Raw genomic sequence first — 12,811 nt, forward strand, 5'->3', positions numbered from 1 at the left:
GCCATATCACTGACGCGCCAGAGCCAGTTCGGTGAACCCTCTGACATTCATCAGCCAGCGTTGTTGGTGTTCCGTGTATGTCGGAATGAGGGGAGCCGGAATAACCAACTGAACTCCCTCCGCAGCCATTTCATCAGTCTGGTGGGTGCTGATGCTCGGTTCGAGCGTGAGGAGGTGTTTCAATGGCACTCGGGCAGCTTCATTAAGAATCTGGCGCCAACGATCCTTACAAGTGGACTTCGCGGCAAGCATGGTCAGCCGATCTGACGGGAATGCAGGATCGGCATAGCGGGAAATCGACGGGAAAATGAAGTCAGGCTTGAGCCGGTTCTCTGTGACACCCGTCCTCGTGTAGCCGATACCGAGGTCTCCAAAGACCTGCTCAAGATGGTTCTCCAGCGCCGATCCGGCTCTTGATTTGCGTCTCTGCAACGCGCTTTGGACGAGCTTGATGAAGGCGTCAGGTTCTGGGTCTCCAGACGATGTAAGGTGTTGTAGCTGTTCCCCCAGCAGGTGCTTTTCGAGGGTGCGAAACAGGATTTCCTCCCGCTCCATCCATGCGACCAGAGCCGCGTCGGGGTCGTCTTTCGCGGATACACCGTTCAGCGTGCTGCGGGCATAGGCAGAGAATTCGAGCGTCTTGGGGAACGCACCTTCGAACCGCTGCATCATCTGGTCGAGGTAGTTCGGAGCCTCTTCCTCAAGCTCGATCCCAATGGCTTCAAGGATCGTGCGAGCAGCGAAGCCGATCCGGTCCTGTTCAGTCTCAAGTTCGGACTTCACGGAGAAGCCGGGGTGGGCACCTTCTCCGAATCCGAACAGCCATTGAATTTGCCGTTCGATGGTGGTGCCGGATTCAGCGACAATGGCCAGCACACCGCCTTCGGAAAGGCGGGCAATCAGCAGTAGATCGCCTTCTGCCGCGCACATCGAGACCAGATTGGTCGGAAAATAGAGCCGATACTCAGTTCGCATGACGCCCCGTTCGAGCCGCGCTTTGGCGCGGGCGTCATACCAAGTGAGAAAGCCCTCATCGGACACGGGTTGGTCTTCCTGATCGGTCAGATAGAGGAAGCGCGCCGGATAGCGGACCTTTCCTTCAGGCTCGCCGAACATGGCGCGAAAGCCCTCGACGCCGTTGAACTCGTGCTGGTTCGACTTGATGACATCAGCTTCGACCCCGCTGAGCCGTTTGATGCCCACGCTCTGAAAATACTGTGACAGATAGCCGTGCTTCACCGGGCCGTCTCCCCATCCAACATCCCGCTATGCAACGCAGCGGCGCGTTGTTGAGTAGCTGGTCAGGGTTCATGTGTAGCCGAATCGCGCCAGATTTCATCAACTGCCGCTCGAGACCCTTGATGCGATGAACCTGACCTCGACTCTCACCGCGTTCACCGCGATGTCCGACGCCGACGTCGGGATCGCCCTCGGCTTCCATGGGCGAACAGCAAAGAACCGGGGGGCGTTCGCCAAGCATGTATCAGGGGAAATTTTGTCGATCCCTCTTGGAGGGCGGTGGCAGGTCATCGATCTTAAGCCAAAGCAGGTCGAAGCACTGGACGCACTGATTGCTCACGTCCCCTCGGTGATGGATCGGCTGGAGCATTATCTTCCGCGAGCCGCCGCCTTGAAAGTTCTCGTGGAGCAAAAGCTTGGTGGCAAAATCACGGCCGCACGCTTGTCGGAAGCCAACGAAGTCTGGTCGGCTCTTGTCTCGGATTTGGTGAAGCCACGGCTGCGACGCTTCCTTCGCGGAACGCTCTCGTTCGACGAGAGCGGCCAGACAACAATCTCACTGGAAGACCTGATCGACGTCCTCACCGGGCCATACGGTGATTTCATGAAGAAGCAGGCCGCAGGCTTCATTTCATTCGTCGGGGGCTACAACGAGTTGCTGGTTCGAGAGGCCCTCATCAACAGAGGGCTGTCTGCGAGCATGGTGCAGACCGGAACAGGTGGTGCCGGGGACATCGTGATCAAACCGACAGCGGCCAAGGCCACCGCGAACCTTACCGTCGAGGTGAAGAGCTATGCAGCACGGGAGCGACTTCTGCGCGGCCTTCAGGATTGCCAGCCACCCAAAATCGGAGTCGGCTTCTTCAACAACGCGGGAGAATTCAACCCAAACCGCACGACCGCTCTGCTCCAGACCCAAGCCTTGGCAATCTATATGCCGGAGCAAACGCTGGCGAAGCTGAATCCGGCCGTGCTTGACCGAATGAACACGGAAAACGGTCTCTTCTATCGGCCGTTGGGGATGCTGGCGGACGATGTTGCCGCCTTCCTCACCGCAGGATCGTCGGCATTCGGCTTGTTCAGAGAGCGTCTGTAGCGGCTATCCAGTCCGCTCTGGCAATCTCGCTCGATGCAAAGCCGACTCGAAGCCAGTCCTCGGTGCGATCAAGTGTGAATGCCGTCAATTCACTGGAGCCGCGCAAAGCGCATTCCCAGATCACGAGCGTTCTAAGGCCCATGGCTTTAAGCTCCCGAAGCTGGCGAACATCACGAGCCTGATTGCTGGCGAGTTTCTGCCGCCAGAAATCGGGCCGTGTCTTCGGCATTTTGGCCAGTGAGCAGTCGTGGGCATGCCAGAAGCAGCCGTGGACCAAAATGGCCGCCGAGTATTTCGGCAGCACGAGGTCGGGACGGCCCGGCAGGTTGGCTCCGTGAAGACGGAACCGAAAGCCTCGCCTATGCAGCCCACGCCTGACGAGAAGTTCCGGCTTCGTATTTTTCCCCCGAATGCCCGACATCATCCGGCTGCGGGTCGCCGCATCAACGACGTCAGCCATCACGTCATCCGAACAGGGGTTCCTGAACGATGCCGGATTCATCCTGCTCTATGATGGCCTCAATATGGGGCACCATTATGCGGGCGACTTCCTGCATCACCGGCATGACAACGCTGTTGCCGAACTGCCTGTATGCTTGCGTATCGCTCACCGGGATTTTGAAAGTGTCAGGGAACCCCATGAGACGGGCGCACTCGCGGGGGGTCAGTCGGCGCGGCCGCTTCCGTTTGCCCTGATCAACAAGAATTTCCGACCCGTCCTTATAATAGCGGGCTGACAGGGTGCGGGTGACGCTTTCGGCCGAAACCAGCCCATATCCGAAGCCATTTCCTGCGGCGCGATGCTTCTCGGCATACCGCTGGAGATAATCCCACAACTTCGGAGTCAAAGTGAATTTCGACTGAACCGCATTGGTGTCATGGTCGAAATAGCGATCACCATCCCACGGCAGCACTGGCTCTGTCCCATCGGTTTTATGCAGGATCGACCCTAAGCGTGGGCGGGGCGACGGCAACTTGAGATCGTCCCAAGAGAAGCCTGTTTTTCGCTTGAAACCGACGATGATGATCCGCTCGCGATGTTGCGGCGTGAAGTGCTGCCCGTCGATGATCTTTGTATGAACGTCGTAGCCAAGCTCCTCGCGGAGCGTCTGAACGATGACCCTGAATGTGTTGCCGCCGTCGTGGGAAACGAGGTTCTTTACGTTCTCCAGCAGGAAAGCTGCCGGGCGTTTGGCGTCGATGATCCGTGCCACATCGAAGAACAGCGTCCCTTGAGTGGTGCATTCGAAACCGTGGGGCCGCCCTAAGGAGTTCTTCTTGCTCACCCCAGCGATGCTGAAGGGCTGGCACGGAAATCCGGCAAGCAGGACGTCGTGATCAGGCACTTCCGAGGCTTCGACCGGAACAATGTCGCCGATGAACGGATGATCGTCACCATGATTGGCCAGATAGGTCTTCTTCGAAAAATCGTTCCACTCGCTCGTGAAGACGCAGCGGCCGCCGTGCGCCTCAAAACCCAAGCGGATTCCGCCCACGCCAGCGAAAAGATCGATCAATCGGAAGCGCGCGTCGTTGGCCGCTTGAGGCTGCTGTGAATGCAGGATTTCGCGCAGGGCGGCTTCGAGCATCGCAGGACATGCGATCTCACCTTTCTCCCAACGACGGATGGTCTTCGCATCTTTCCCGATGAGGTCCGCAATTTCCTTTTGCGAGAAGCGTTCACGCGCCTGTCGGAGAATGTCGAGAGAGTCGGATTGGCGCATGGCTCGGGTCTCCGCTGGGAATTTCAGCGGACATTATGTCCGTTCTCTTTCCCTTTCCAGCGATTTGTTCACTTTGTGTGCCGGGGAGCGGTGCTGCCCACCGCCCCCCTTCGCATGGACGCTCGCTCCTCAATCAGCTTTTCACGCTGGGCGTCGAACATTTGCAGCCGTGCCTCTATGCGGATCAGCGTGGCCTCGTCGAGGCCGAGGTCAAATGAGCGACCTGCCATCAGGACGGCTTGCCGCTCGATCCTGTTGATGCGACGCGTCAGGCGTCGTTCATGCGTTTGCTTTGCCTTCCCCATGCCGTTCACCCCCATTCCAACTCGCCGGTGAAGCGACGGTAGCTCTTCCAACCGCCGTCGCCCGAATCATCGATCCGGGGGACGCCCATCTGGTCGCATTTCGCCTCAACCTCGGCGATCAAGGCCAGAGGGACGGGCCGGTTTCGCTCGATGTGGACGTCACGCAGCAGCCAGCCCGCCCCTCGGGTCAGGGGCCGGAACTCTACAAGGCATTCCGCACGATACTCAGCCACGGCCATCTTCCCCGCCGCAACATCGGCCATCCGGTGGACGAGGCAGTTTCGGTATCTCCGGCCCGCTTCCATCAGATCGCGCATGGAGGCGAGGGGCCGGAATTCGCTGTCCCCCTGTTGAACAGGATGGGGCGGCAATCGGTCGGCTCGACGAAGCAAGCGGTCGAGCAGCCGAGGCAGAGAGGACGTTGGCCGCATGAGCGCGATAGCTCCAGCGACCGCCTCGTCCGACGCCTTGGTGTTTACCGACTGGACGAAGGCTACGGCCTTATTGAAGGTCATGGCCTCGGCGCCGGTGTCGAGACGTTCGAGCGCGTTGGCGTGGCGCCATCGCGGATCGAGCGTATGCAAAACTTCCAGCTTTCGGCAGGTGATCCGCCCGGAGCCGCGCAAAGCGTCGGCGCCGCGCACATCGTCGTCCACGAGCAGATCATGCAGGACGATGTAGTCCTTGGGGCGGGGGAGCGGTCGCTCGCCGATCTGCGCCAGCAATCCCGATAGACCATCGGGCACGGCGCCGAACGCTCGTCGCAGGATGTCGTTGGCCCGGCCGTGACGAATGATCTCGGCGAACGACACCGGAAACGGACCGTCGCCGACATCGAAAACACCGACCTTTTCTTCCCGCGCGGCGAGAGCGGCGAAGATGGCCTGACGCCGCGAAGGCGCCGCCGTAAGAACCCTCGCGAGAATTCCCGGTGCCTCGTCATCCAGCTTTACCAGCGCGTCGGTCGCCCATCCCAGCAGTTTCTCACGCATGGACGCGCTCCCATGGAAAGTAGCCCTGACCTTCGCGATTGGGAGAAACCTGAAACGCAACCCAGCGCCATTTCCGCCCCTCGGCGGGCGTGGTCTGGTGGTCGAACAGGATGCGTGGCGGATCACCGGTAAGGTCTTCGAGGATCGCACGAACCGCGACCTCTTCGGGCATCACGACCGGCACAGTCGGCCAGTCGCCCGCCTCAGGGGGCGGATCGACGAACAGCCATTCGGTCGTCGAGAGCCACTGGTGACGGCCAGCAACCTCATTCAGGAAAGCTTCCAGTTCAATGCCATTGATCTCGCCCGGCTTGTCGAAGACGACGCGGACGGCGAGGCATCGCAGCGGTAGTTCGACTGGCGCCAAGCGACCTCCATTTGCTGTGGAGGTTCGAGCGTCTCATGAAAGCCGAAACCGTCAACCAGATCGCTGTCGCATTGCGGCCGAGGGGCCGGAGTTTCTCCCCAGCGTCGCCAACAAGCGTCTTCGCGCGGCGTGATTAGTGCCCTTCCGCTCTTGCTCATGTTCTGCATATGTTCCCGCATGGGTGAACCCGCTTACAAAGGTGCCGAGACGACGGGCTTTCAAAGCCCGGCGCAGGATCACGTCGAGGCGGTGCCCGATCTCGCCGAACTACTGGAGCTACGGCGGCCCCAGCGATACGCGGTAAGGGTCAAGGGCGAGGGGCTGCGGAAGCGCGGCATCCATGGCGGCGACATCCTCGTGGTCAACACCGACGCCGAGCCACGGTCAGGGAAGGTCTGCGTCGCCTTCTTGCATGGTGATGTGGTCCTCGCGATCCTCATCGAGAAGGATGGGCAGTGGTGGCTCGAACCCTCGAATGACGCACCGCAGCCGGTCTGCGACGAAACGGAAGTGTGGGCCATGATCGCCGCGCTGGTCAGGACAGACGTTTGACCCATGTTCGGCCTGATCGACGGCAACAACTTCTATGTCTCGTGCGAAAGAGCCTTTGACCCGACCTTGATCGGTAAGCCGGTGATCGTGCTGTCGAACAACGACGGCTGCGCTATCGCCAGATCGGCGGAAGCGAAGGCCCTCGGGATCAGGATGGGCGAGGTCTGGCACCTGTCGAAGCGCAAGCCGGAGTATCGAGAGGTCATCGCCAAAAGCTCGAACTATGCCTTGTATGGAGATATGAGCCGGAGGGTCCTCGAAGTTCTCTCCGACCATTTCGCAAGGGTCGAACCCTACTCTATCGACGAGATGTTCTTGGACCTGACTGCCTTCGCGAGGGTAGATTATTGCCGCCGCGTTCGCGACCGGGTGCGCCGGATCACGAAGATTCCGACGTGCGTCGGCATAGGGCCGACCAAGACGTTGGCGAAGCTGGCGAACAAGCACGCGAAAACGGCGACCGGCGTTTCCGATTTCAGCAACATCGACATCCGGCGCGAGGCGTTCGCCACCATGCCCATCGACGAAATCTGGGGGGTTGGCCGAGCCAACCAGACGAAGCTCAACGAACTCGGCATCTTCACGGTCGAGCAGTTCGCTGCACTGCCATCAGCGAGCGTTCGGAAGCTGATGACCGTCACAGGACAGCGAACCCATGCCGAGTTGAACGGCGTGTCGTGTCTGCCCCTCACGCTGGCGCCGGATCAGAAGCAGACGGCTGCGGTGACACGGATGTTCGGACGTCCGGTGGAGACGTGGACCGACATGCGAGAGGCACTGGCGGCCCACGCCGCTCGGGCGGCCGAGAAGTGTCGCCAGCATGGTCTGGTCGCGAGCGCGATGCAGGTCTTCTTCCACACCCACCCGCACAACGGCGACCCTTGGTATCATGGCCAGAGGTCGTTCGAGATCGAGCCAACCGCCGACAGCTTCGCCATTATCAGTCAGGCTGTCTCGGCCGGTCGGTCAATGTGGAAACCTGACACGCGCTACGCCAAGGCGGGCGTCATCCTGCTGGATTTGCAAGCCCCACAGGACGCACCCCGCGATCTGCTGCCGACCGTCGATCCAGTCAGATCAGAAAAGTTGATGACTGCGCTGGACGCGGTAAACGCTCGCTTCGGTCGAGGAACGCTGCGGCCGGGCGGGATACGCCAGACGACACCATGGTCCACGCGGGCCAACAACCGTTCGCCAAGATACACCACGCGGCTCAGCGATCTGATGGAGGTTCGGGCCTAACCCAGCACGAACCGTGCGGGACGCACGGCCGCGAACAAGTCGCGAGCGTCCGTGGACGGGTTCAGCCACGTCCCCCAATCCTCGCGCTCCAAGATCACCGGCGCCCTTGAATGGTAGTTGCCCAGCCATCCGTTCGACGGACCCGTGATGATCGTGAACGATCCGAACTCGCCCGCGTCGGGCGTTATGACGTGATCCCAGACACCGGCGAACCATAGGAGATCGCCGTCAGCGCGGGTGAAGCGGTGTTTGACCTTCGATCCCTTGTCTCCGGTCCATTCGAACCACGCTGAGGCCGGGACGATGCAGCGGCGTTTCGCAAAGGCTTCCCTGAACGTCGAAGTCCCAGCGCACGTCTCGGAGCGGGCATTGAAGGTCGTCAGCTTGAAGCCGTCGCCCTTGCCCTTCTCGGTGTCCTTGAGAGGCTTCCCAGACCTCCAGAAGGGCACGAGGCCCCAGCGCATCTTCTCGACCACCCAGCCGTCGCTTTCGAGCCGGGCGGTCGCTTGCATGGTGGTGGGGCGAACATCGTCGTCCTCGTCGAGATTGAGCGGCGGCGTCGTGACCGGAGCGTAGGCAGACAGCGCGGCGTGGATTTCAGCCCACTGGTATTTGCCCGTCGTTTCGAACCGCCCGCACATCAGGGCTTCAAGAACTCGCGGATCATGGCGACCACGGCATCACGTTGCGGTTCGCGAAGCTGCTGCCACAGCTTGAGAATGGCGCGCTCCGACATAGACGTCCCTGCCGGATCGGGGTCGCCGTAGAGATCGGCGACGCTGCATGCAAGCGCGTCCGCGATCCTGAGCAATGCTGCGGCGGATATGCGATTGGCGCCACGCTCATATTTCTGAATCTGCTGGAAGGTGACGCCGACGCTTTGGCCAAGCTGGGCCTGCGTAACGCCGAGGGCTTCCCGGCGGTCGCGCACGCTCGCGCCAATCTTGGTGTCGATGTCAGAGGCGGGAATGGCGGGCATGGTCCTCACATAACGCGAAGCTATCGTCCCACCCAAGACCGGAATGCTTAGATCGGAATTATGAAGACGCGCTCGTAGCCGACCTGTCCGTCAGAGCTTGGCAGGACGACGAACTCGCTTCCGGCATTGTCGATGAGATCACGGGCGAGTTCATTGAACTCGTCTTCATGACCCGCGCGGCTGATGAGCGTGTAACCGTCATCGCTCGCCGAAAGTTCGTAGGCGGGATCGTCGCGCGACAGTTTGTCGAGGAAGCGGCCCATTCATGTAAATGAACACCAACGATTGGCGAAGTCCAGCTTGGCTGTTGTTACACCACGCGGATGATCTCAAAAGCGCCCACTTTCTTGCCCTCAGCCCGGCCCCGATGGTCAAAGAACGCGCGCGAAACATCCAGTCGATTTGCCGTGTTCAGACGAATAGCTACCGCGTCGATCTTCGCTCGGCGGAAGGTCGCCAACGCTGCGGCCAAGGCCGCGTCGGGCGTCTCATAGACCTTGCCGTCAGAGTAGGGGTTGCCGCTCTGCCGATAGGTGTTCAGCACAAAGGCACCGCCCGTTTCAAGCATCACGAGAGGCGCGAGGTCGTCGAGATAGACGACGGTTTGATCTCTCGGGTCGGCCAGCCGTTTGGACTGCTGTGACACGATCACGAAGAAGGCGACAGCCACGGCTATCGCGCAGATGATGGCGAACAAGGTGGCCTCCGCTTATGCGATCATCAGATGATCGCCGCACGGGCAAATGTGGGCATGATCCCACGTCAACTGGCTACCCCAATTTGCCCGGAGGTCGCGTAACCTCTCCTGCCGATGCCAAAAGCCCTTCGATCCACAAACCCCTCGACCCTTCGTGCTTGCCTGCCGGTTCCGGTCATGGGGCGATCCTCTCCATGATCGGCGTCAAGGCGTCTGCTTCGCCCTTTCCTTCGCCCGCTGTCGCTGCTCCTGACGGGCCTTCGACTTTGGATGGCGATCCCCTTTTCCCTTGGCTCCGGGAACCCGCACGACCGGCTTGGCGGACTTGCTCCCCCCTGACTGCGATTTCGATTTTCCGAAGGTCTCGGTCAGGATGCCCGCGCTCTCGACGGCGACCAGATCGACTGACGTGGCGATGCGTTCCAGTTTGGCCTTCAACGCCTCGGCTTGACGCTTTGAGTAAACGTAGCAGTCGTAGCCCTCACCATAGGACTCATTGCGAACAACGCCCCTCATGACGAACTGGTGAATGTCCTCATCCTCACGGGCGGCAAGGACATCGACTTCTGACATATCAAACAATGGGCCGCTCAGCGCGGCGTCGCCGGGAAGACGTTTGCTGCTGTAGATGAAGGCGCAGCTTCGAAGATCACGGTATTCGTTCGATCCGGCGATCTTCGGCCTCGTTAGCACGCCGCCGACACGCCATTCCATCAGATTGCGGACGTCCTCGTTCCCTGACCAGAATCCCAGATCAGGCACATGTTCAACGAGGTAGTCGCAGACGGCCTTGATCATCCGGCGGCCGTCGCTGGTTCCCCAGAACTTACTCGTCCCCTCGTGACCTTCCGTGAAATAGTGAACCTTGATGGTCGGCCTGCCCGACCGAGGCTTCCTGTCGAGGGGTATCGAGGTCGTCTTCTCCTCGATTTCGTCACCCCACCACCTCTTGGCCGCCTTGTAGCCGAGGCTGTCGAGATAGGCGGCGGCCGCTATCTTCAGCGATGCCGCGTGCTCAAGGAAGGTGGGCGACCACAACGACACCCACTGAAACTCCTTCACGTCCTTCCACGACTGGACGTTGACGAAGGCGCCCTGCGGCCGGGCCGCGAGTTTGAAGAATTCACCGAGGCGACTGAGGAGTGCATCGCCAGCGCGGTCTTTCCAATTGGCTTGAGCGTTGTTGAGCTTGGCGTGCGCCCAGTCATCACCGACAGAATCGAGCGTGAACGCACTGTGGAAGAAGCTCCGCGTCTCGGTTGTCCCGATAGTGACCTTGCCGGTTTGGACCGCATTGGGCACCTCGTCGATGCGGATATGCCAATCTACGAAGTCGGATAGATCGCACGTCATCATCGACTCATGGGTCATGAACACGACGGCATGAGTGGTCCCATCCGCCGCGAGTTTAGCCCGTGCGTCGTCGAGTTGGCGTTGAACCTTGCTCCGCCCACCGCCCTCGCCCGAACGCGCCTCGATGATCTCGACGTGTGGGCCGGGCCGCAGTTTGCGAAAGGTCTGGGCTTGTTCTTGGATCAGAGGGATCGTCGGAAGGCAGAACAGATAGAGGCCGGGAACACCGAGTGCCTCTTCCCGCATTGCGACGCTCTTTCCGGCCCCGGGAGCACCGTAAAGCACCTCGATTTCGATCTTCCCCGCTGCATTCCGCAATCCCACGTCCCCTTCCTTCCCCCTCTGTCATTGGCGCCAATAGCGCCAACAGGGTGTTGGGCATGCTGGCTGGATCGTCGCGAAGCTGTGGCGTGGAAGGTCTGAAGAAAATGTCGCCTGCGTGCTCTCTTAGAAGACATGGGCGACATTTTCGGGCCTTGGCTCTCGCGGACGAGGTGACCGAGGTCTGGAGAGATCGACGGGGCTGATCGGCCGAACGAGGCGAAGCCGAAGTCGAGACGAACGGCCCTGTCGCAGGTGATCGCCGAAGGCGGTCGCCTCGCTGATGGTGGTGGTGAGGCTTCAGCCTGATCTGGTTGATGTGGACGAGCCGTGTCCTTCGGCCACGACGTCGTTCGCCTTGGTCGATGTCGTCGCGGACGAGCCGCTCGCCTTCGACCAGCGATGGCCTTGATCGATTTGATCTCGTGAACCAGAAAATTCAGGTGACGTGGCCGAAGGCCGACCAAGCACGCGAGCGACAGATTTTGGTCGCTACTGGCGCTATTGGCGCCATTGGCGCCGTTCTCGGAAACAGGGGTGGAAATCGCTGTGTTTCACGGCCCGCAAACCCAATGCTGGCGTGGTCGATATTTCGTGCCCGCTTCCATCTGATTCAGGGGACGGCGCCGGGGAGTGGAACGGCGCACCGCGCGACCTGTTGAATCGGCTCCATTCAAAAGGAGAGCCGACATGCACGCGCATGAGATGATTTCCACGCACCCGCACGTCCAAGGCAGCACCAACGACGCCCTGATCCGCTGCATCGAGGAGTGCTACGACTGCTCGCAGACCTGCACCTCATGCGCCGACGCCTGTCTGGGCGAAGAGATGGTGGCGCAGATGACCCAATGCATCCGCACCTGTCTGGACTGCGCCGACGTCTGCATCACGACCGGCACACTCGGCACCCGGCGCACAGGGTCGAACGAACAACTGATCGCCCGCATGCTGGAGGTCTGCGAGGACGCTTGCCGCCTGTGCGCCGAGGAGTGCGAGATGCACGCCGACAAGATGGAACACTGCCGCATCTGCGGAGAAGCCTGCCGCCGTTGTGAACGCGCCTGCCAAGAGGCTCGCCAGACCTTCGCCCAGACGGTGCAATAAGCGAATAGCTGCGCTCGCCGAGCTTGGTGAAGGATCGATCTTTTTGCGTCTGCGTTTGCGGCAGATGGGGCGACGGTCGAGCAGCTATAATCGGGAGCGAGCGATCCGTGCGCGTGAACTGGCGCGCCAGACCTCCGTTGTCGAACACCGTCAGCGCTATCTGCGGCTCGCCTTCCAGTATGACGCCATCGCCGATTTGGAGGAGGCGCAGCCCCGGCTCGCGTGTCTGAGACGGCCGAGCGTAGCCGCAGAGCGTCATCTATGGCAGTCGCTGCCCAATGAGCGCAGCAGTTCACATCAGGGCCTATGACGAGGCCGATCTCGACGCCCTTATCGACCTGTTCGCGGGGTCGGTCAGGCAGGTAGCCAGCCGCGACTACAGCCCGGCCCAGATCGAGGCTTGGGCGCCGGTGGCGGTGAACCGCGAGCACTGGGCGACCCGACTGGGAAGCCGTCCGACCTATGTGGCGCAAGCAAGCGGGATCGTCGGCTTCAGCGATCTGGAGCCGGATGGTCACATCGACATGCTGTTCGTCCATGCCGATCACCAAGGCCGAGGTGTTGCCCGAGCATTGCTGGATCACATCCACGCCCGCGCCAACGAGCAGGGCATCGTCCGCCTATTCACCGAAGCCAGCATCACCGCGCGTCCGTTCTTCGAGCGCCATGGGTTCGAGGTGATCGAGGCGCAGGACGTCGAACTGCGAGGGCAGACCTTCCGCAACTACCGAATGGCCAAGTCCCTTTGAGCCTTCGTCGTCGCCCGAAACCGATCTGATTGACGCTCCACCGATCCATGAGAGCTTGTTCTCCCATCACCAGATCGGAGAACACCCCTGA

General features: G+C 60.8%; 16 protein-coding genes. 5 read left to right on the top strand and 11 right to left on the bottom strand.

Features of this window, described 5'->3' with window-relative positions:
* Nucleotides 1-6: 6 nt before the first annotated feature.
* The gene (locus tag LG306_RS04365; protein WP_404418521.1) at nucleotides 7-1,239 is read right to left on the bottom strand and encodes a type II restriction endonuclease; all 1,233 of its coding nucleotides are present in this window, start codon (nucleotides 1,237-1,239) and stop codon (nucleotides 7-9) included.
* 127 nt (nucleotides 1,240-1,366) lie between these two features.
* On the opposite strand from LG306_RS04365, the gene LG306_RS04370 reads away from it, so the two are divergent.
* On the top strand, nucleotides 1,367-2,335 hold the full coding sequence (locus LG306_RS04370) for a hypothetical protein (protein WP_404418523.1): 969 nt from the start codon (nucleotides 1,367-1,369) through the stop codon (nucleotides 2,333-2,335).
* Here the strand turns inward: LG306_RS04370 and LG306_RS04375 are convergent.
* The 5 genes from LG306_RS04375 to LG306_RS04395 all read right to left on the bottom strand — a co-directional run bounded on the left by LG306_RS04375 (nucleotide 2,319) and on the right by LG306_RS04395 (nucleotide 5,723).
* A complete protein-coding gene (locus LG306_RS04375) occupies nucleotides 2,319-2,795 on the bottom strand; it encodes a very short patch repair endonuclease (RefSeq protein ID WP_404418525.1) in 477 nt (158 codons plus the stop codon). The two genes, LG306_RS04370 and LG306_RS04375, sit on opposite strands and share 17 nt — an antisense overlap.
* A 4-nt stretch (nucleotides 2,796-2,799) precedes the next feature.
* Nucleotides 2,800-4,059 carry a DNA (cytosine-5-)-methyltransferase gene (gene dcm / locus LG306_RS04380; RefSeq protein WP_404418527.1) on the bottom strand — a complete coding sequence of 420 codons (1,260 nt, stop codon included), beginning with the start codon at nucleotides 4,057-4,059 and terminating at the stop codon, nucleotides 2,800-2,802.
* A gap of 68 nt (nucleotides 4,060-4,127) precedes the next feature.
* On the bottom strand, nucleotides 4,128-4,373 hold the full coding sequence (locus LG306_RS04385) for a hypothetical protein (protein WP_404418529.1): 246 nt from the start codon (nucleotides 4,371-4,373) through the stop codon (nucleotides 4,128-4,130).
* Entirely contained in the window at nucleotides 4,370-5,356 is a 987-nt protein-coding gene (locus LG306_RS04390; RefSeq protein ID WP_404418531.1) for a hypothetical protein, read from the bottom strand. The genes LG306_RS04385 and LG306_RS04390 overlap by 4 nt, the downstream gene beginning before the upstream one ends.
* Nucleotides 5,349-5,723 carry a hypothetical protein gene (locus tag LG306_RS04395; RefSeq protein ID WP_404418533.1) on the bottom strand — a complete coding sequence of 125 codons (375 nt, stop codon included), beginning with the start codon at nucleotides 5,721-5,723 and terminating at the stop codon, nucleotides 5,349-5,351. The genes LG306_RS04390 and LG306_RS04395 overlap by 8 nt, the downstream gene beginning before the upstream one ends.
* Before the next feature lie 177 nt (nucleotides 5,724-5,900).
* Between LG306_RS04395 and LG306_RS04400 the strand changes: the two genes are divergently transcribed.
* Nucleotides 5,901-6,275, top strand: coding sequence for a LexA family protein (locus tag LG306_RS04400; protein WP_404418536.1), 375 nt, complete (start codon nucleotides 5,901-5,903; stop codon nucleotides 6,273-6,275).
* Nucleotides 6,276-6,278: 3 nt separating this feature from the next.
* Nucleotides 6,279-7,517 carry a Y-family DNA polymerase gene (locus tag LG306_RS04405; protein WP_404418538.1) on the top strand — a complete coding sequence of 413 codons (1,239 nt, stop codon included), beginning with the start codon at nucleotides 6,279-6,281 and terminating at the stop codon, nucleotides 7,515-7,517.
* Here the strand turns inward: LG306_RS04405 and LG306_RS04410 are convergent.
* The 5 genes from LG306_RS04410 to LG306_RS04430 all read right to left on the bottom strand — a co-directional run bounded on the left by LG306_RS04410 (nucleotide 7,514) and on the right by LG306_RS04430 (nucleotide 10,870).
* Nucleotides 7,514-8,158, bottom strand: a complete 645-nt coding sequence (locus LG306_RS04410) for an SOS response-associated peptidase (RefSeq protein WP_404418540.1) — start codon at nucleotides 8,156-8,158, stop codon at nucleotides 7,514-7,516. The genes LG306_RS04405 and LG306_RS04410 overlap by 4 nt on opposite strands.
* Nucleotides 8,158-8,496, bottom strand: a complete 339-nt coding sequence (locus LG306_RS04415; protein WP_404418542.1) for a helix-turn-helix domain-containing protein — start codon at nucleotides 8,494-8,496, stop codon at nucleotides 8,158-8,160. The genes LG306_RS04410 and LG306_RS04415 overlap by 1 nt, the downstream gene beginning before the upstream one ends.
* 47 nt (nucleotides 8,497-8,543) lie before the next feature.
* Complete coding sequence (locus LG306_RS04420; protein WP_404418544.1) at nucleotides 8,544-8,759, bottom strand: hypothetical protein; 216 nt, start codon at nucleotides 8,757-8,759, stop codon at nucleotides 8,544-8,546.
* A 47-nt stretch (nucleotides 8,760-8,806) separates the two neighbouring features.
* Entirely contained in the window at nucleotides 8,807-9,193 is a 387-nt protein-coding gene (locus tag LG306_RS04425) for a hypothetical protein (RefSeq protein ID WP_404418546.1), read from the bottom strand.
* 204 nt (nucleotides 9,194-9,397) lie between these two features.
* Nucleotides 9,398-10,870: a hypothetical protein gene (locus tag LG306_RS04430; protein ID WP_404418548.1), complete on the bottom strand. Its 1,473-nt coding sequence runs from the start codon at nucleotides 10,868-10,870 to the stop codon at nucleotides 9,398-9,400.
* Between the two features lie 687 nt (nucleotides 10,871-11,557).
* Here LG306_RS04430 and LG306_RS04435 point away from each other — a divergent pair.
* Entirely contained in the window at nucleotides 11,558-11,971 is a 414-nt protein-coding gene (locus LG306_RS04435; protein ID WP_404418550.1) for a four-helix bundle copper-binding protein, read from the top strand.
* Nucleotides 11,972-12,249: 278 nt separating this feature from the next.
* Nucleotides 12,250-12,720, top strand: coding sequence for a GNAT family N-acetyltransferase (locus LG306_RS04440; RefSeq protein WP_404418553.1), 471 nt, complete (start codon nucleotides 12,250-12,252; stop codon nucleotides 12,718-12,720).
* Nucleotides 12,721-12,811: the final 91 nt, after the last annotated feature.

The organism is Brevundimonas vesicularis (genome assembly GCF_044807075.1).
GTDB classification, from domain to species: Bacteria; Pseudomonadota; Alphaproteobacteria; order Caulobacterales; family Caulobacteraceae; genus Brevundimonas; species Brevundimonas vesicularis_G.

Excerpts from the sequence above, each read along its gene's own strand:
- LG306_RS04410 (WP_404418540.1), bottom strand. The coding sequence starts at position 8,158 with ATGTGCGGGCGGTTCGAAACGACGGGCAAATACCAGTGGGCTGAAATC.
- LG306_RS04390 (WP_404418531.1), bottom strand. The coding sequence starts at position 5,356 with ATGCGTGAGAAACTGCTGGGATGGGCGACCGACGCGCTGGTAAAGCTG.
- LG306_RS04420 (WP_404418544.1), bottom strand. The coding sequence starts at position 8,759 with ATGGGCCGCTTCCTCGACAAACTGTCGCGCGACGATCCCGCCTACGAA.
- LG306_RS04415 (WP_404418542.1), bottom strand. The coding sequence starts at position 8,496 with ATGCCCGCCATTCCCGCCTCTGACATCGACACCAAGATTGGCGCGAGC.
- dcm (WP_404418527.1), bottom strand. The coding sequence starts at position 4,059 with ATGCGCCAATCCGACTCTCTCGACATTCTCCGACAGGCGCGTGAACGC.
- LG306_RS04440 (WP_404418553.1), top strand. The coding sequence starts at position 12,250 with ATGAGCGCAGCAGTTCACATCAGGGCCTATGACGAGGCCGATCTCGAC.
- LG306_RS04370 (WP_404418523.1), top strand. The coding sequence starts at position 1,367 with ATGAACCTGACCTCGACTCTCACCGCGTTCACCGCGATGTCCGACGCC.
- LG306_RS04400 (WP_404418536.1), top strand. The coding sequence starts at position 5,901 with ATGGGTGAACCCGCTTACAAAGGTGCCGAGACGACGGGCTTTCAAAGC.
- LG306_RS04375 (WP_404418525.1), bottom strand. The coding sequence starts at position 2,795 with ATGGCTGACGTCGTTGATGCGGCGACCCGCAGCCGGATGATGTCGGGC.
- LG306_RS04435 (WP_404418550.1), top strand. The coding sequence starts at position 11,558 with ATGCACGCGCATGAGATGATTTCCACGCACCCGCACGTCCAAGGCAGC.
- LG306_RS04405 (WP_404418538.1), top strand. The coding sequence starts at position 6,279 with ATGTTCGGCCTGATCGACGGCAACAACTTCTATGTCTCGTGCGAAAGA.